This is a genomic window from Pedomonas mirosovicensis, assembly GCF_022569295.1.
In the GTDB taxonomy this organism is placed as follows: Bacteria; Pseudomonadota; Alphaproteobacteria; order Sphingomonadales; family Sphingomonadaceae; genus Pedomonas; species Pedomonas mirosovicensis.
In genome coordinates this window covers 599,661-616,836 of the sequence record NZ_JAKFIA010000002.1, presented here as the reverse complement: position 1 = coordinate 616,836, position 17,176 = coordinate 599,661, and the positions used below count along the sequence as shown (strand labels likewise).

General features: G+C 58.6%; 14 protein-coding genes and 1 pseudogene. 12 read left to right on the top strand and 3 right to left on the bottom strand.

Annotated features, from left to right (window positions below; all coding sequences use genetic code 11):
- Nucleotides 1-8: 8 nt before the first annotated feature.
- Entirely contained in the window at nucleotides 9-1,115 is a 1,107-nt protein-coding gene (locus tag L0C21_RS15595) for a helix-turn-helix transcriptional regulator (protein WP_259279336.1), read from the top strand.
- 698 nt (nucleotides 1,116-1,813) lie between these two features.
- Here L0C21_RS15595 and L0C21_RS15590 read toward each other — a convergent pair.
- Nucleotides 1,814-2,224, bottom strand: coding sequence for a hypothetical protein (locus tag L0C21_RS15590; protein WP_259279335.1), 411 nt, complete (start codon nucleotides 2,222-2,224; stop codon nucleotides 1,814-1,816).
- 1,508 nt (nucleotides 2,225-3,732) lie between these two features.
- Here L0C21_RS15590 and L0C21_RS15585 point away from each other — a divergent pair.
- The 10 genes and pseudogenes from L0C21_RS15585 (at nucleotide 3,733) to L0C21_RS15540 (ending at nucleotide 14,499) form a co-directional block, all read left to right on the top strand.
- A complete protein-coding gene (locus L0C21_RS15585; protein ID WP_259279334.1) occupies nucleotides 3,733-4,287 on the top strand; it encodes an RNA polymerase sigma factor in 555 nt (184 codons plus the stop codon).
- 735 nt (nucleotides 4,288-5,022) lie between these two features.
- Nucleotides 5,023-5,739, top strand: a complete 717-nt coding sequence (locus L0C21_RS15580) for a lasso peptide biosynthesis B2 protein (RefSeq protein WP_259279333.1) — start codon at nucleotides 5,023-5,025, stop codon at nucleotides 5,737-5,739.
- A gap of 13 nt (nucleotides 5,740-5,752) precedes the next feature.
- Nucleotides 5,753-7,594, top strand: a complete 1,842-nt coding sequence (locus tag L0C21_RS15575; protein WP_259279332.1) for an asparagine synthase-related protein — start codon at nucleotides 5,753-5,755, stop codon at nucleotides 7,592-7,594.
- Nucleotides 7,595-7,966: 372 nt separating this feature from the next.
- A complete protein-coding gene (locus L0C21_RS15570; protein WP_259279331.1) occupies nucleotides 7,967-8,626 on the top strand; it encodes a hydrolase in 660 nt (219 codons plus the stop codon).
- A 76-nt stretch (nucleotides 8,627-8,702) separates the two neighbouring features.
- Nucleotides 8,703-8,939, top strand: coding sequence for an alpha/beta fold hydrolase (locus L0C21_RS15565; RefSeq protein WP_259279330.1), 237 nt, complete (start codon nucleotides 8,703-8,705; stop codon nucleotides 8,937-8,939).
- A 23-nt stretch (nucleotides 8,940-8,962) separates the two neighbouring features.
- Nucleotides 8,963-9,210, top strand: a pseudogene (locus tag L0C21_RS15560) (XapX domain-containing protein).
- A complete protein-coding gene (locus L0C21_RS15555) occupies nucleotides 9,207-11,135 on the top strand; it encodes an amidohydrolase (RefSeq protein WP_259279329.1) in 1,929 nt (642 codons plus the stop codon). Before L0C21_RS15560 ends, L0C21_RS15555 begins: the two are co-directional and overlap by 4 nt.
- Nucleotides 11,136-11,138: 3 nt before the next feature.
- Nucleotides 11,139-11,546, top strand: a complete 408-nt coding sequence (locus L0C21_RS15550) for a DoxX family protein (RefSeq protein WP_259279328.1) — start codon at nucleotides 11,139-11,141, stop codon at nucleotides 11,544-11,546.
- Nucleotides 11,543-13,120, top strand: coding sequence for an MFS transporter (locus tag L0C21_RS15545; RefSeq protein ID WP_259279327.1), 1,578 nt, complete (start codon nucleotides 11,543-11,545; stop codon nucleotides 13,118-13,120). Before L0C21_RS15550 ends, L0C21_RS15545 begins: the two co-directional genes overlap by 4 nt.
- Complete coding sequence (locus L0C21_RS15540) at nucleotides 13,117-14,499, top strand: alginate export family protein (protein ID WP_259279326.1); 1,383 nt, start codon at nucleotides 13,117-13,119, stop codon at nucleotides 14,497-14,499. The genes L0C21_RS15545 and L0C21_RS15540 overlap by 4 nt, the downstream gene beginning before the upstream one ends.
- Here L0C21_RS15540 and L0C21_RS15535 read toward each other — a convergent pair.
- Nucleotides 14,496-15,425 (bottom strand): LysR family transcriptional regulator, encoded by a 930-nt coding sequence (locus L0C21_RS15535; RefSeq protein WP_259279325.1) that lies wholly within the window; start codon nucleotides 15,423-15,425, stop codon nucleotides 14,496-14,498. The two genes, L0C21_RS15540 and L0C21_RS15535, sit on opposite strands and share 4 nt — an antisense overlap.
- 116 nt (nucleotides 15,426-15,541) lie before the next feature.
- Between L0C21_RS15535 and L0C21_RS15530 the strand changes: the two genes are divergently transcribed.
- A complete protein-coding gene (locus tag L0C21_RS15530; protein WP_259279324.1) occupies nucleotides 15,542-16,240 on the top strand; it encodes a pirin family protein in 699 nt (232 codons plus the stop codon).
- A 360-nt stretch (nucleotides 16,241-16,600) separates the two neighbouring features.
- Here L0C21_RS15530 and L0C21_RS15525 read toward each other — a convergent pair whose 3' ends face one another.
- A complete protein-coding gene (locus L0C21_RS15525) occupies nucleotides 16,601-17,170 on the bottom strand; it encodes a toxin-activating lysine-acyltransferase (protein ID WP_259279323.1) in 570 nt (189 codons plus the stop codon).
- Between the last annotated feature and the right edge of the window lie 6 nt (nucleotides 17,171-17,176).

The window sequence follows — 17,176 nt, the reverse complement described above, 5'->3', positions numbered from 1 at the left end:
ATATCTACATGGGAATGCAATCCGGCACAAACTACAAGGACTTAGGGCCGCTCCTGACTGTTACAGAAAACTGGTCAGCAATCCTGCGGATGATGGAAGCCCGTTTTCAGGCCCGGCTTGCCGTCGATCCTGCCACCAGCCTTGATGAGTATGGCATCCTCACCCATGTCGAGGACGGTAGCAATAAGGATCTACTCTTTGGCAAGAACGAATTTCTCAAGATAGACGACGAGTTTTTTGCGACCGTCAACACCATGTCCTTCGCCAAGGACCAGCCCTTTGCCTTTATCGGCGAGGACTGGCTGCGAATCTGTTGGATGATCCGCGGCGCCTGCGATCAGGAGTTGGTGCCCTACGGGACGAGCCGTGTCCCATCCTGGGTTACGCCAACTACTCTCAGAATGCGTCCCGCCCATGTGGACTTCGAGCTACAGCCCGATAATTTTATCAAGGTAGAACGACTGAAAGCCTGCGGGCCAATGATGTGGGTCTCCCTTGCTCTGAGCCGGCGCGCGCTTCAGCGCGCCCTCGGCGAGATGGACTCAGCCATTCCTCGCGATCTTGATCGCTATATCTACCGGGACGATTCCCTCCTCCTGTTCCGTAGATCGCCGATTTCCCTGGCGGGAATGAAAATCCTTCTTTCGCTGTTCGAAGTCCCACTGACAGGGAAGCTGCGTGTCCGGTTTCTGAGGAGTCAAATCCAGTCCCTTCTTTATCTTTCCCTTGGCAATGAATGGGACAATTCCCGGGATGCTCAGTCCAGTCTCGCCTATCGAAAGGTGGTTGAAGGGGCCGAGCTACTACGCATGTATGCCAGAAGCAGTGACTTCGATATCGAAGCGATCGCTCAACAGCTTGGCGTAAGCCGAAGCTTTTTCGACAAGAACTTTCGGATGGTCTACGGGGTTACGCCCGCCAAATATCTGCTCGATGAAAAAATGAAATATGCAGCAGAGCTCCTGCAGCGCGGCGACATGCCAATTAAGGAAATTGCCGTACACCTAGGTTATGGCACCAATTCCTCCCTCACCCGCTCTTTCCACAGGTGGCATGGCGTTAGTCCGATAGAATTTCGAACAGCCCACTTCCGGCGGTCCCATCTGCACCAATAGTGGGTAGGACTTAATTATACTTCCTTGCTTTGGTAGAGGGCTGCACAAGGCACAGCCTGTGCAGCGCCAAAAAGCATTATCAAGCAAAAGATAAGGCCTGATCGTCACTCCGACTGTAACAGACCTTCACAATTTTCTCAGCCTACCCGGACAAATAGAGAATGCGCTTGCTCGGGGAATCAGGGCGACTCAGTATGAGCGCCTAAGTAAACCACATGGCGTTAATTGCCCGCGAGCGCATATCCAGCCAACATCAGGCTGCCTTTGACTGTCAATGAACTCCGGCAATCAAAATGCCAGCCCGACCGGTGGAAAGCAGCCAACGGCCCAAAGGAAGATTTTCACGCCAAACCGGTCGGAGCTGGCAGCCCTCCTGGAGCAGGTGGGCCCGAGTCCATCGCACTCAATAAATACAATTCGAGGATACTTGGCGGCAGCATTGGCGCCTGATGCACCCACCCAAGCGATCTATTTATAGTAAATTAAAATAGTTATTCAAAGAATATATTTTGGACTTTTCGGGGGGATAGCCGCGTCTGTACCCAGGCGCACTCGCTCATTCGATGCGCCTGGTCAAGCTCATGGTGGAGAGCAATGGCACTCTATTCTCTAGAGAGGGCCTTTCCTCAAAAATGATCCGCGCAAGCCGCCTCTGCTGCGAGGGCACCTCGCTTGATACATCCTTAATGTTCTGCTTGTCACAGAAACGTTGCGGCAATGCTCTGGCTGCTCAGATTTCCAGTGCTCATAGCTTCCTTAAGCTCTGGCCCTGTGACGACACGGTACTGTCGGCAGGGGCTCCCTTCATAGAGCACGACAACAGGCTTCTGGATTTGGTCAAAAATGTGTTTGGCAACGCGACTGGCATATTCGTAGCTGGTCAGTCGCGCACGCTTAGACGATAAGTGTTGCGGCCAGAAGGCTCGCGCAGATGCAACTTCAGGAAACATGGCAATCTCCGTCCGGTAGGTTCCGTGCCAGATCCGCGCACGCCAGCCACCGTTTCCAAGCGTCATGCCTCCGGCACATCCCTGCAGTTTTTGCTTGGGAGAATCTGAAGGCATGTCGCGCCAGCAAGACATAGGTTTGCTGATTTTGGCGGCAAACACAGATCTGCGCCCCGGCCTTAAGCCCTATATCTCGGACCTTGCTTTCGGGTTGGGCCGGGCGAGGAAGAATGAACTGAGCCATGGAGGCAGATTGGCGGCAGGGTTTACGATCTTGCTGGCGCAGCTATGAGTTATGACCACGCGCAACAGAGCGCACCGCCCTAGCGTACGCCCTGATAATCTATGTTCGGGCCGCTAGATCTTGACCTATGAGAGAGTAGAATACCCCTCTAAGCCAGGTTTCCTGGCAGAATGTCCTTGCCTGCATGCTTGCCTCCCTTGAGGAAGCGTTCTCCCACTTGGACAAACAATCCAGTGTCAGGGCAATGGCATATCGTTAAACGCTAGAAACAACATGCTTCTATACTCTGAAAATTCCCAGAAAAATATTTATAGAGACCAGAATAGCACCTCCAGCCTTCAAGGTGCTTTAAACGCAACCGTCACAAGGCTTCTCTTGCATTGGCCTCACAATTTTAAAATAGCTTCCAGGCCTTGAGCATTTGATTCAAGTTGCAGGCAGACCTAGGGGTCTGCCATGTTGGACCTCTTCTCTCAGCTCCTCCTCCCTTTGAACTGCATCACCAGAATAGGTGGGACAAAACAAGGGAGCTAGTTGCAACCGTCTCTTTTGTCTGATATGAAAGACAATAAGATTAGAACCCGCCCCGTTCCAGGAGACGGGTTCCAAAGTTTGTTCGGTTGGGTCATCCATAAATCGCTCAGTAGCCGTTGACTTCGGCTTTATATTTTGTCCATTGCCAAGCACTTTTTCGTAACAGCCAGTTGCCTGCTGGGAGAACGCGGTCAACAAACCCTGGCTCGCTACGATTACCAGTTTTCATAAGTTTTGAAGGCTGTGAAGAGCGCACGAGCGACTGTGCATAAATAGCCCAAAAAGGCGAAATCCCTCACCAGACTGGTAAAACAAAAATTTGACAGGATTGGCCGCATTCCTGATTTTCCCTCAAAGGGCCACAGCCATCCAGCATTAGCCCAGCCGCTTATCTTCACCGCACGAGCACGTGCATTTCCCCTTCCACGATAGATACGAATCCGCCCCTGGCTGCAGAATGGCTGATATTGATATGCTACCGTGAGGCAGTTCACCGACCCCTCGCATTAATATTGGCACAGCCCACCTCCACCGTAGGCCTTGGGGCCAATAAAGCGCTCTTGGTTTCCCCAAATTAGCGAGGTGCGGTTGGGTCGCCCCGCCCCCTGTGGTTAATAAGACTTGAACAAATCCACGAGATGGCGATATAATCACAGCACTTACAATGCCATCCTTTGGGTCAGGGGTGGCACTGCGGTTGGGCGAAATTTGCTTAAGTGCCTTGATACACAGGTATTCAACCGTTTTTAATTCCATTCCTTTCCAGCTAAGGTTTTCTTGTATCCAACTTGAGTTTCTGAACAAAAAATAACGCCCTCCTAGCAGTTCATTCGCCAAGCACGACGTTAATAACCCATGCAACGGATAGCGCTGCGCTACCCGGGAGGTTGTTATGGTCGTTGCTAATCGCATCCGTTTGTCGGGCTTGTCGTCGCAAGACCGTTCCTTGCTGGAGCAATTGTATCGCGTCCATTCAAGAACCCTAGCCCGGTATATCGCAAGCCGCTGCCAGGGCGCTGGCATTGACCCTGAAGACATCGTTCAAATGGCTTTTATGCGCCTGGCCTCCATGGCCGACTTTAGCCATGTAGAGAACATGCTCGGCTATGTGGCTTGGGCTGTGAGGAATACGCTCAATGACCAGCTGCGCCATGTGCAGGCTCAGCGCCGCACCCTAGGCGAGCCAATCAGCGATCTGAGCAATGACTGCCAGGACCTGCCTTATCACTCGACGCCGGAGGATATCCTGTCGGCACAGGAAACTTTGAACAGAGTGGAAACTGTTCTCGCACGAATGCCGGCGAGACGACGCCAGCTGTTTCTCGCCTACCGGCTGGACGGTCAAACGGTCCGGAACCTGGCGCTGCAATATGGTATTCCCCGCTCAACGGTTGGGGATCATGTCGCAACAGCCACCCGGGCCTGCCAGAAGGCGCTACAAAGCTGAGCGCACTCGGCTTGTATCAAGCTCCAGTCGTTCGGCGGCCCTTGGGCACCTGTCTATCGGCATGACCTGTTACAATCAGCCTACGGCCGTTCGCAGCATAAAGCCCGAGTTGTAAACAGCGGGTGCCGGCATCCTCCCATGCGGATTGCGGCAGAGGCCCCGGCCGTTACCAGAAAGGCGCATGGTCCGAGGGCCTTAACAATGTGAGCGGCAGAAATCGCTCTTATCTCCGGCGCGTCATATCAGCTGCCGCGATGCACCATTTATAAAATTAGATATTCCAGGTCATTCGCCGCGCATGCCGCGAATATCTACTAAGAACATGCATAATGTTTTCATTTAATTCTCTTAAACGATCTGCCTCAAGAGTGCTAGCGTCCCAATGCTCAATCCCGGGCACCATAAGGGAGATAACTATGAAACTTGGTCAAATTAAATCACTGACACAGGCGAAGGGCTTTGATTATCCCGATCCGACCCTGCCGACCAGACTTCTCTATACCGAATAAGCCCGAGGATGCGTACTCCATACGGAGTACGCCTCCGGCCCCTTCCAGCCATGGCCATGACTGCGCGTAGGCCGCGCCTCCTGTTATCAACCCGACATATTCCTGAGCATAAACCACTGCAGACAAGGGGTAGGGCGCTAGGCATGGTTACGCCCGGCTTGCTGGGAAGGCTCGCCCGTGTGACCGAGGGCACCGCAGATCTCAAGTGCTGGATACAGGAGATGCCATGTCACGGGCCTATTATCAGCACGACTCGCTTTATTTTGTAACAACAGAGTCTTCCTACATCGTCGCCAACATCGCAGATGGCGCCTACCATATGTTCTCAGGCCCTCCGTCGGCTGTGTTTCAACACCTACAGGCCGCAGCCGATGCCTCTTTCGATGGCCTTGCACGAATACCATACGCGCAGGCAGCGGCGTTCATTGCCAATCTCCCTCAGGAGGATGCCAACAGCCTTTTCCCGCGCATTAGGGATACGCTGGAGGTCCGCCGGCATGATATCGGCCTGCTCCAGTCCTCGCTTCTGTCGGTCTGGCCAGACAGTCGCACACCTCATTTCCTGAAATGCGTGGCGGCCTTCTTACTCGCCTTTCTGCTCTCGGCCTTCTGCCGTGCAGCGCTGTCCACCAAGGCAACAGCAGCCGTTATTTCCTTCCTGCGTCGGCGCATTCGTGCCAGCCGCCCCGGCAAGGGAACGGATGAGACCTATCGGCATCATTTGAATTCCTTGCGCCGATTTTTCTATACGTCCCACAACGAGTGCTACTTCGACTCGATGGTCACCACCATTTATTTCACGGTACTCGGCCGACGCGCCCAATGGGTTTTTGGCGTCATGGTGCCCCCATTTCGGGCACACTGCTGGGTGGAAATCGAGGGAACGCTCGCCAACGATCTGGTCGTCCGCACGGCGCCCTACACCCCGATCTTTGCGATATAGAGAGGCACGCGAGGTGTTTGACTACATCGCGGTTATCGATCTGTCTCAAGGTCTATCAGCCACCACAGCCAAGGAAATAACCGACCGCGTCGGCGCTTCTCTGCCCGACTATAAGCAGGTGAGCCGAACGCGGGAATTTCATCTATTTGTACAGAATAGAACTGGCGCTCTGTTTGATGCAATTTCCCTGCAAAACGGCTCCCTCCTGGGGCGCGCCTTCAAGCGAGATTATTCCCGCTCGACTCCCATTACGCCAAGGGATCTTTCCGCCTTTGCATCCGCTGCCACCCGCCTTGCTGACCCGTCAGCGCTGGTCCGCGACCTTTGGGGGCAATATGTCCTCATCAGCGTCGATGCCTCCAGCCGGCAGGCGCTGGCGTTTCGCTCGCCGCTCTGCGGAATACCAGTCTATTACGTAACCAATGGCGATATCTGGCTGTTCTTCTCAAATCCGGCCCATATTGCAGAAATCAAAGCCGCTAGCTTCCAGATCGACTGGTCCTACCTGACGTTTCATCAGCGCTACCACTACATTGAAACCGATGATGCTCCGCTTCTGCCGATCAAGCAGCTCCGGCATGGGCACTCACTGCGGATTAGCGATCGCAACGCGACCCTTTGCAACGACTGGGATTTGCGACAAATTGCCAAGCCCTCTGAGACCCAAGATGCGCGGCTTCTGGCAATGCGCCTCAGGGAAACAGTTGTCGACTGCGTCTCGGCATGGTCCTCCCTGTTCCAAAAGATCTGCCTGCGCCTGTCCGGGGGTCTGGATTCATCGATTGTTGCCTCTGCCCTGCGCCTGGCTGAGAATGGGGTTCAGGTAAACTGCTTCACCTACTACGGATCAACGATCGAGGGCGATGAGCGGCAATTCGCGCGGCTGGCAGTCAGGCAAAACGACTACCCCTTGACGGAAATTCCGGACCGTCGCGGCAATCAGCGTTACGATCTCCTGTGGGAATTTCCCTTGAGCGGAACGCCGTTCGGCGAGCTGCTCTCCGCCTTTCGGGCTCCAATGGAATACCCGGTCATCCAATCCTGCGGAGCACAAGCGGTATTTGACGGGGAACCGGGCGATGCGATTTTCGTCCGCGGCAATTTCAATTTCGCGAGAGATTATCTGTTCGATAAGGGGGTGGATCTCCGCTTTCTGCAAGTTGCCGCCTGGGCTGCGCGACGGAATAAGCGATCCATCTATGCCATTATGAAAGACGCCATTGTCGGCCGCCGCGAGCCGCCGGGCAGTGCCCTGGTTGAGAACCTCCGTTTAACGGAGTCGCCTCTCATGTCCGAACAGAAGTTCGCCGAAACGCTCCGGGACCGGCGCATCACTGAGACGATTGCGGCGCTCGAAGGGCTTGCTCCGGCAAAACTCGTCCATGCCTTTCAACTCAACTCGGCTCCGGAAAACTTCGCCACATCCGTATCGGGCGAGCGCTATATCAGCTTCAGCCCGCTCTGCTCGCAGCCGATTTATGAACTCTGTCTCAGGATTCCCATCTACGATCTTATCTGGAAGGGCTGGGATCGCGGGCTGGCGCGCCTGGCATTTGCGGACGTTCTGCCAAACGAAATTCTCGTTCGAGAGCAAAAGGGCGGTGTCGTTCACACTCTCAACGAGGTATTCGCGGACAATCTTGACCTGTTCAGGGAATGCTTCTCAGATAGCCTGCTCGTCAAACACGGCGTTCTTGATCCCAAACGGGTCGCCTTGGGACTTGCAGGTGAAACCGGGCAAGGCTTCTTTGCGCGCCAGTCCCTGCTCATTACCATCGCAACGGAAATCTGGGCTCGGCGCTGGACGGATTTGATCGCAACCAACGCTCGCGGTTACACGCCCTTGCTTCGCTAAGGCGATGCTGGTTCCCTCAAGACAGACTTGGCTTCCAATCAGCGCAAGTGTTCGGGCTCGATCCTGAGACCCGTACCCAGCCTAGCACGTTGTTTATGATACGCACGTTCCTGGACGGTGCCCTCCAGGCCCAGCGCCGTTAGAGCAGCCTGGCGGGCTGGAGGGTGCCTGCGGTAGCGCCAACCGAAGCACTGTTTGCTGGCAGAGCCGTTGCGTTGCGGGACCTGAGCCATACTCTCGATCGCATCTTTTCGAAAGTTTCGAACAAACAGAGCAAGTTTATCCAACTGTTTCGTATCCACCGTCCGTCATAAATCTTTGCTCAGCCAGGGCGAGCCTGGCCCCCAACAACCTCTACCAAGGAGCTGAGCCATGACCATCACCGCGACCCCGACTCCCGGCAAGAGCCTGCTTTCGCCGACCGACCACACCCTCATCATGATCGATTTCCAGTCCCAAATGGCCTTCGCCACCAAGTCGATCGCGCCTGAGTTGCTGCGTAACAATGCCGCCCTGGTCGCCAATGGCGCTGCCGGCTTTGGTGTCTCGACCATCCTGACGACAGTTGCCGAAAAGAGCTTCTCCGGCCCGATGTTCAGCGAGATCACGGAGGCCTTCCCCAACCAGCAACTGCTCGACCGCACTTCCATGAACACCTGGGAGGATGCCGCGGTAATCGAGGAAATCAACCGCATCGGCAAGAACCGGCTGGTATTCGCCGGGCTGTGGACCTCGGTCTGTATCGTCGGCCCGGTTGCCTCGGCCATCGATCAGGGCTTTGACGTCTATGTCATCACCGACGCCTGCGGCGACATTTCGGAAGAGGCGCATGAACGCGCCGTCCAGCGCATGATCCAGCTGGGCGCCAAGCCGATGACCTCGCTGCAATACCTCCTTGAGCTGCAGCGCGATTGGGCGCGAGGCGAAACCTATGACCTGACGACCGGCATCGCCCGCAAGTGGGGCGGCGCTTATGGCCTCGGCATCACCTACGCCAAGACCATGTTCGGCGCCTCCGAGGGCGGCCATTAATCCTTTCCCCCGAGGCGGCTGGCCTCCCCGCCCGGCCGCCCTTTTCCCTTCTCTTTTTAGACCAAGGATTTCCCCCATGAGCTTCGTGACGACCAAGGATGGCACCCGCATCCTCTACGAGGCGATCGACGTGCCGACGCTCATCATTCACGGCGATGATGACCGGATTGTACCCATCGGCGCTTCGGCTGAACACTCGGCCAGGATCGTACCAAACGCCAAGCTCAAGATCTACGAGGGCGCAGACCATGGCCTGATAGCGACCCATCAGGATCGCTTCAACGCCGACCTTCTCGCCTTCATCCACGGCTGATCGGCAACAGGGGGAACGGAACCATGAAGCCTTATCTCATCACCCTTGGGGCCGGACTGCTCGTCGGCATGGTCTACAGCCTTCTTGGCGTTCGCTCCCCGCCCCACCCGTCATCGCGCTGGTCGGCCTTCTCGGCATCCTGATCGGCGAGCAGGCGCTGCCGGTTGCAAAGCGCCTCACTGAGGGAAGCGACCTTGCCCGCTTCATCCGCCATGATTGCGCCCGCCATGTTCTGGGCGACCTTCCTGCCAACAAGGACCGGGACGCATGATCGATATAACCCGCCGCCAAGCGCTCATGGGCGCCGCCGCCACCGCACTGCTTGCCACGGAGAGCTTCGCCATGAACTCCAAAGACATCATTATCACGAATGCCAAGGTCACGACGTTAGATCCGGAAAATCCGACAGCCGATGCCGTTGCGATCCGGGACGGCAAATTCCTGGCGGTCGGCTCTGAGCAGGAGGTCCGCGCGGCGACCGCGCCGGATGCGATAACCATCGATGCCAAGGGCCGCCGATTGATCCCCGGCCTCATCGACAGTCACATCCACGTGATCCGCGGCGGGCTCAACTACAACATGGAGCTGCGCTGGGAAGGTGTGCCGACGCTGGCCGATGCCATGGCCATGCTGAAGCGCCAGGCCGAGAACACCCCGCCTCCACAGTGGGTGCGCGTGGTCGGCGGCTTCACCGAGCACCAGTTCGCAGAGAAACGCCTGCCGACGCTGGAGGAGATCAACGCCGCCGCGCCGGAGACGCCGGTCTTCATTCTCCACCTCTACGACCGTGCGCTCCTTAACGCCGCCGCCCTGCGCGCAGTGGGTTATACCAAGGACACGCCCAATCCACCGGGCGGCGAGATCGTGCGTGACGCGGCAGGCAATCCAACCGGCCTCTTGCTCGCCCAGCCCAATGCGACGATCCTTTATGCGACCCTCGCCAAAGGTCCCAAGCTGCTGCCCGAATATCAGCTGAACTCGACGAAGCACTTTATGAGGGAGTTGAATGGTCTGGGCGTCACCAGTGTCATCGATGCCGGCGGCGGCTACCAGAATTATCCGGATGATTATGAGATCATCGAGAAGCTGCATCAGGACGGTGAGCTGACGCTGAGAATCGCCTACAACCTCTTCACCCAGAAGCCGAAGGAAGAGTTGCAGGACTTCGCCAACTGGTCGACGCAAATCAAGCCGGGCGATGGCGACGACACCTACCGTCACAACGGCGCGGGCGAGATGCTGGTCTATTCAGCCGCCGACTTTGAGGACTTCCGCGTCGCCCGACCGGACATGCCGCCGAGCATGGAAGCGGACCTGGAGCCGGTTATCCGCCTGCTCGCCGAGCGGCGCTGGCCGTGGCGGCTGCACGCCACCTACGACGAGACCATCAGCCGGGCGCTCGATGTGTTCGAGAAGGTAAATCGCGATATTCCCTTGACCGGCCTCAACTGGTTCTTCGACCATGCCGAGACGATCAGCGAGCGCAACATTGATCGGATCGCGGCGCTGGGCGGCGGTATTGCCGTGCAGCACCGCATGGCCTTCCAGGGCGAGTATTTCGTCGAGCGCTATGGTGCAAAAGCGGCCGAGGCGACGCCGCCGATCACGCGGATGTTGGAGGCAGGCCTGCCCGTCGGCGCAGGCACCGATGCAACGCGCGTTGCCAGCTACAACCCGTGGGTATCCCTCTCCTGGCTGGTCACGGGCAAGACGCTCGGCGGCCTGACTCTCTACCCGGCGCGCAACCGTCTTGACCGCGAGACTGCGCTGCGCCTGTGGACCCACGCCAACACCTGGTTCTCGAACGAGGTCGGCAAGAAGGGCCAGATCAAAGCCGGACAGCTGGCGGACCTAGCGCTCCTCTCCGATGATTTCTTCAGCGTGCCCGAAAGCGAGATCGTGCACTTACGCTCGGTGCTCACCCTTCTCGGCGGCAAGGTGGTTCATGGCGAGGGCGACTATGGTCCGCTCGCCCCAGCCCTGCCCCGGCCGATGCCGGACTGGTCTCCAGTTGCGACCTTCGGCGGCTATTACCGTGCGCCGGAGACCGCGCAGAAAATGGCGTCGGCCTGCGGCTGCCATTCGGCCTGCGTGGTCCATGGCCATAATCACGCCGCAGCGCTCGGCGCTTCCGTGCCTGCCGCTGATATCCAGAGCTTCTGGGGCGCGCTGGGCTGCGGCTGCTGGGCGGTGTGAACCATGACACCGCGCCCCATTATTCGGCTGCTGTCTGATGATCGGCTGGTCTTCCTTGCCGTGATACTCCTGACTTTGCCCTATTGGGCCAGCGGCCTGGCCAAGATGGCAAACCTGCCCGGCGCACTGGCGGAAGCCCGGCAATTCGGGCTCGAGCCTGCGCTGGCAACGGTCCTCCTCACAATCCTCGTTCAGATCGGTGGATCGCTTATGCTTATCGCCGGGCGTTGGTCATGGCTGGGCGCGGGTGCGCTTGGCGTGTTCACGGCCCTTGCCACGCTGATCGCCCATCCCTTCTGGCAGGCTATCGATCCCATGGCGCGATTCCACGAACGCAACACCTTTTTTGAGCATGTGGCATTGATTGGTGGCCTCATGCTCGCAGCGGTTCTGCGGGAGCGAACACAATGAGCGAGACAGAAAGCCAGCATCCGCTCGCCAGTCCCGTGTTCCGGGCCTTGTGGATTGCAACTGTCGTATCAAACATTGGCACATGGATGCACGATGTAGGAGCGGGCTGGCTGATGACCTCGCTCTCAGCCGATCCGCTAATGGTCGCTCTGGTCCAGGCAGCGACCACCCTGCCGATGTTCCTGCTGGCTTTGCCCGCTGGGGCGCTCGCTGACATCGTGGACCGCCGCCAGCTGCTGCTGGGCGCCCAGCTGTTCGGTCTGGCCGCGGCTGCCTTACTTGCAACAGCCACGCTGCTCGGCCTGACAACGCCATGGCTGCTCCTGGGCTTTACCGGCGCGCTTGCAATCGGCGCTGCCTTGTCTGCCCCCGTCTTCCAGGCGATCGTCTCCGAATTGGTCCCGCCACCCGCCTTACGGCAGGCGGTTGCCCTGAACAGCCTCGGCATCAATATCGCGCGCGCCATCGGCCCAGCCCTGGGCGGCGGTGTCATTGCGCTGTCAGGGCCAGGCGCGGTGTTTGCCCTCAATGCCCTGTCGGTCATAGGCGTGGTGGTAGTGCTTGCCCGCTGGCGCCGGCAAGCACCCACGCAACAGTTGCCCGCCGAGCATTTTATCGGCGCACTGCGGGCAGGCCTGCGTTATGCATTGCGCGCTCCAGCGCTGCAGACAGTACTGGTTCGCGCGATCGGCTTCTTTCTCTTTGCCAGCGCGCTCTGGGCGCTACTGCCGATCATCGCGCGGCGCGACCTTGGCCTGGGACCGGCAGGCTATGGCGGCCTTCTGACATTCATGGGGCTCGGCGCCATTGTTGGGGCACTGCTTCTGCCGCGGTTGCAGGGCCGCCTTGGCGCGAACGGCATCACCATCGGCGCCTCGCTCTTGCTGGCTGCCACGATGATCGCCCTTGCCCACTCGCACGGGTTTGGGCTCGCTGCCGTAGCCTTGGCGTTCTGTGGCCTTGCCTGGATCGCCATGATGGCATCGCTCAATGGCGGGGCACAGGCAAGCGCGCCCAGCTGGGTCAAGGCACGATCACTGGCCATCTACCTGCTTGCCTTTCAGGGCGCGATGACCGCCGGTTCGACGCTGTGGGGCATTCTAGCCAGCCGGATCGGCATCGCGCCGACTCTCATGGTTGCAGCCATGGCGCTGATCGTCGCAACGCTTCTGCTCGCCTGGCGCTTCCCGCTCGGCAAGGACGTGGCGCTCGATCTTCATCCCTCCATGCACTGGCCGGCTCCTGTCGTTGGGAGAGAGGTTCAACATGACAGTGGACCGGTGCTCGTAACGATCGAATACCGCATCGATCCCGTCGCCATGTCGGACTTCGCCCACGCCATGCAGACGATGCGCCGCATTCGCAAGCGCGACGGCGCAATCAACTGGGGCCTCTATGAAGATGCAGCAGAACCGGGCGTGATGCTTGAAGCCTTCGTCGTTGAAAGCTGGCTTGAGCATCTGCGCCAGCATGACCGGGTGACGGAAACCGATCGTGTGTATCAGGAGGCTGTTCGCGCCTTTCATCTTGGCGATGAGCCTCCCCGCGTTCGTCATCTGATTGCCCCGAGATGATCCCAAGACTGCTTATTCTGGGCGGGCTATTGGCTGCCGACATGGCCTACGGGCAGGCACTACCGACCGTTGAGCAGACCAACCTGCGCTATGATGAAGATTGGTCAGTGCTACGTGGGTCGCCGCCGCGCGATGTCGATTGGCGGAGGGCAGCGAAGTATCAACCTCTCAGTCAGGACGGCAAGGCATACCTCACCACAGGCCTGGAAGCGCGCGCCCGCCATGAGGGCTTTGACAACAATAACTGGGGGCAGCCACCCGCCCCTGACGACAGCTACCTCTGGCTGCGGTTTATACCCCATGCGGACCTGCATGCAAGCCCCGCACGCGCCTTCGTGCAACTGATTGCCAGCTATGCGCGCGGCGTCGAACCGGAGAAAGGCGGCGTGGATGAAACGGGCCTTGACGTTCAGCAGGCTTTTGCCGATCTGCGCCTGCCGCTTGGCCGTAAGGTCAGCCTGACGCTGCGCGGCGGACGTGAATTGATCGCCCTGGGTTCGGAACGACTGGTCGGTCTGCGCTATGGGCCCAATACCCCCCAGCCATTCGATGGCGGACGGGCTACGCTGCAATGGGGTGGGACGCGTATCGAAATGATGGACCTCAAACCTGTCGATGTGAGTACAGGTGACTTCGATGATAGAACCTCCCGAACAGAGCGGCTCCGGGGCGCTTACCTGACATCCGTCCTACCCAGGCTCAGCAGCTTTGATGCCTATGTGCTGGATTATCGTCATGACGATGTACACAGCGCTCTTCGCGCAGGCCATGAGCACCGGCAGACCTATGGCGTGCGCGTGTTCGGAAGCGCGAATGGCTGGTCGTGGAACTGGGAGGCGATGGTGCAACGTGGGCACTTGGGCAATAGCCGCATCCATGCCTGGTCCCTGGCGACAGAAACGTCCTACAGGTTCGCCGATGCGCCCCTAGCCCCCGACCTTCGCCTGCGTGCGAATATCGCCAGCGGCGACAAGGGCCGCACCCCTGACCGGGTGGAAAGCTTCAATCCGATGTTTCCGAAGGGCAAGTACTTCGGTGAGCTTTCGCCAATTGGCCCTATCAACATCATCAACGTCCACCCGAGCGTGAGCCTGGATCTTGGCCATGGCGTAGCGCTTGATCTGGCTGCCGTCGTTTATTGGCGTGCGAGCCGCAACGATGGCATTTATGATGTGCCCGGCCAGCTGATCCGGGCGCCGGGTGGCAGCACTGCCCGTTCCATCGGTACGCAGATGGAGGCCGTGATCGGCTGGCAGGCAAGCCAGATCCTGTCCTTTACCTTCTCCCTCTCCACCTTCGAGCCCGGCCGGTTTATCCGCCAGACCGGCCCCGCCCGCTCGATCCGTATGATCGGATCAGAAGCGATGCTGCGCTTTTAAATATCCGTCAGGCCTGCCTCCTCGGCATCATTCTGACCCAGCGCGACAAACTGGTCGAGCAACCAGGAAGCGGCAGGACCGGGCGGCGTATCGCGGCGCCACACGCCCGCAAAACGATACATGCCGCCTAGATGATCGGGCATGGCAAGGCGAACCAGTGTTCCTGCGGCCAGATCCGGCTCTATGAGCGGAAGCGGCATGTTGCCCCAGCCGATCCCTTCCCGCAGCAAAGCGTGCTTTGCGCCAAGGTCGGCCAGCCGCCAGGTCTTGGGGCTGAGCACGGAAAAATCCTGCCCCTCGGTGAAACGCGAACGATCGGTGAGCACAAGCTGGGTATAATCACGTCCCGCCCCCGGTGGGATGCGCTCCATGCGGCCCAGCGGATGATCCGGCGCAGCGACAGGCACCATTGGCACCGAGCCGGCAGAAACGCACTCCACCCCCTCGACCCCGGCGGCAAGGGGCCCGGAAATACCAAGCACCGCTGTCCGGTCGAGAACCATGGCGGTAATCGCGCCAAGCGCCTCGACATGAAGCCGCAGTGAGACGGTTGGAAACTCCCTTGCAAAAGCGCGCAGCACGCAGCCAAGCCGATCGGCCGGCAGCATTACGTCAACCGCGAGATCGACTTCTGCCTCCATACCGTCGAGCAGACCCTTCACCTTGGCGCGCAAGCCATCTATCCCCTGCGCTACCGCCCGCGCCTCGGCCAATACGGCCCGGCCGGCGATGGTCAGCTTGGGGCGCCGCGTGCCCTCCCGCTCAAACAGCGTCAGGCCAAGCTGCGCCTCAAGGTTGGCGATGCCATAGCTGATCACCGAAACGGCGCGATTGAGCTTTCGAGCTGCCCCCGCGAAACTGCCCGTATCTACGACCGCGAGGAAGATCCGTAGCTGGTCGAGCGTGGGCGTGCCCGGATTGCTCACTTTTCAAATCCTTCGAACGTTTTCAATGGATTTATCCATCTGAGTGGGAAAGCGCGCAACGCTTAAATGGGAAGGAAACAGGACAGAGGCTATGCCTTCCGATAGGAGATGCTCCCATGATTGAACTTCGACCCTTTGAAAGCCTTGGTGGCGCAAACCACGGCTGGCTCGATGCCAAGCATCATTTCTCTTTTGCCAATTATCATGATCCCGCCCGGATGCGCTGGGGCAACCTGCGCGTCTGGAACGATGATACCATCGCCCCCAAGACCGGTTTTGCCGCTCATCCCCATCGCGACATGGAGATCATCACCTATGTTCGAGAAGGCGCGATCACGCACGAGGACAGCCTTGGCAACAAGGGCCGGACGAAAGCTGGCGACGTGCAGGTCATGTCGGCGGGCACGGGTATCCGCCATTCGGAGTATAACCTTGAGGATGTGACGACCCGGATTTTCCAGATCTGGATTGTCCCCACCCAAACCGGTGAGGAGCCATCCTGGGGCACCAAGCCCTTTCCAAAGGGCGACCGTTCGGGCCGCTTCATCACGCTCGCCTCAGGCTACGCGAGCGATCATGACGCCTTGCCGATCCACACCGACGCGCGGGTGGTCGGCGCAACGCTCAAGGCCGGGGAAAGTGCTGACTATCCGCTCGGCAAGAACCGTAAGGCCTATCTCGTTCCCGCGACTGGCGCGGTCCAGATTGAAGACGTCCGTGTCAATGCTCGCGACGGCGCTGCGATCAGCAACGTCGAGGTACTGAAGATAACGGCGATAGAAGACAGCGAAATTGTTCTGGTTGATGCGGCCTGATGCAGCAGCGCATATCAGCATGATCCTGCTGTTTGATGGACTCCCCTGCGCCAGCCAAGCCATCAAAAAGTCCCGCTTGTCGCGGGACCTTGGTGTGTATGGTTTCGGGGCCGGATTTACCTATGTCGGCTGTGCATCAGGTTGTCATAGTCAAGTGACGTGTCTGGCCCACAAACTGATTATGCCGAGTTGATCCATGGGTACAATAAACTGAAAAGACATTACCGAATTACACAATTGAATGCGGATTCCGGCCTTTCTATAGAGCTTCGTTACTCTGGCTTAGCCGACGTCATACGTCTGACTGCATCCTTGGCCTCCGACAGGCCCGCGAGGACAAGGACCAAGACTGGCCAGCGGTTAGCCAAGCTGGTCGCCTCCTTCGGTCTCATCAACCGCTTTTTTAATCGCAGCCTTGAGCTTTTCGCCGGCATCTGCCTCGACCAAGACGACCCGCCGTTCGCCGGTTTGCGGGTCAGTGCGATGCAGCTTGAACGCCTGGCCCCTGAGGGGACCGGCAATCAGGTCGGCCATCATGATCTCGCGGTGGCGGTTCTCGGCCGTTGCAAAGGGGGCCACCAGGTCGATGAGCCAGACCTGATCGCCAGACACCCACTCCAGTGGTGTAAGCCGGTTCTCGGGCTCCGTGATCCCTTTTTCCAGTTTGCGTTCAGCCTGCGGCGTGCACTTGGCCCACAGCGCCAGGCCGACCGGCTGGCCCCTGTCCCGGAAGATGTAGAATTGCTGATGCATAAGTGCCGGCATGACCAGCCACTCAAGGTCCGCAAGGGAGAAGCCCCGGTGCAGAGGAGAGCGGGTCAGCAGCCAGACCATTTCGCCAAGGGCATGGCTGACCGTGATCGCGTCTCTCGACGGGGCCGCAACTGCGGCCCCGTCCGTGCTGTTGCCATTGAGGGCAGATGTCGTCATGTCTCG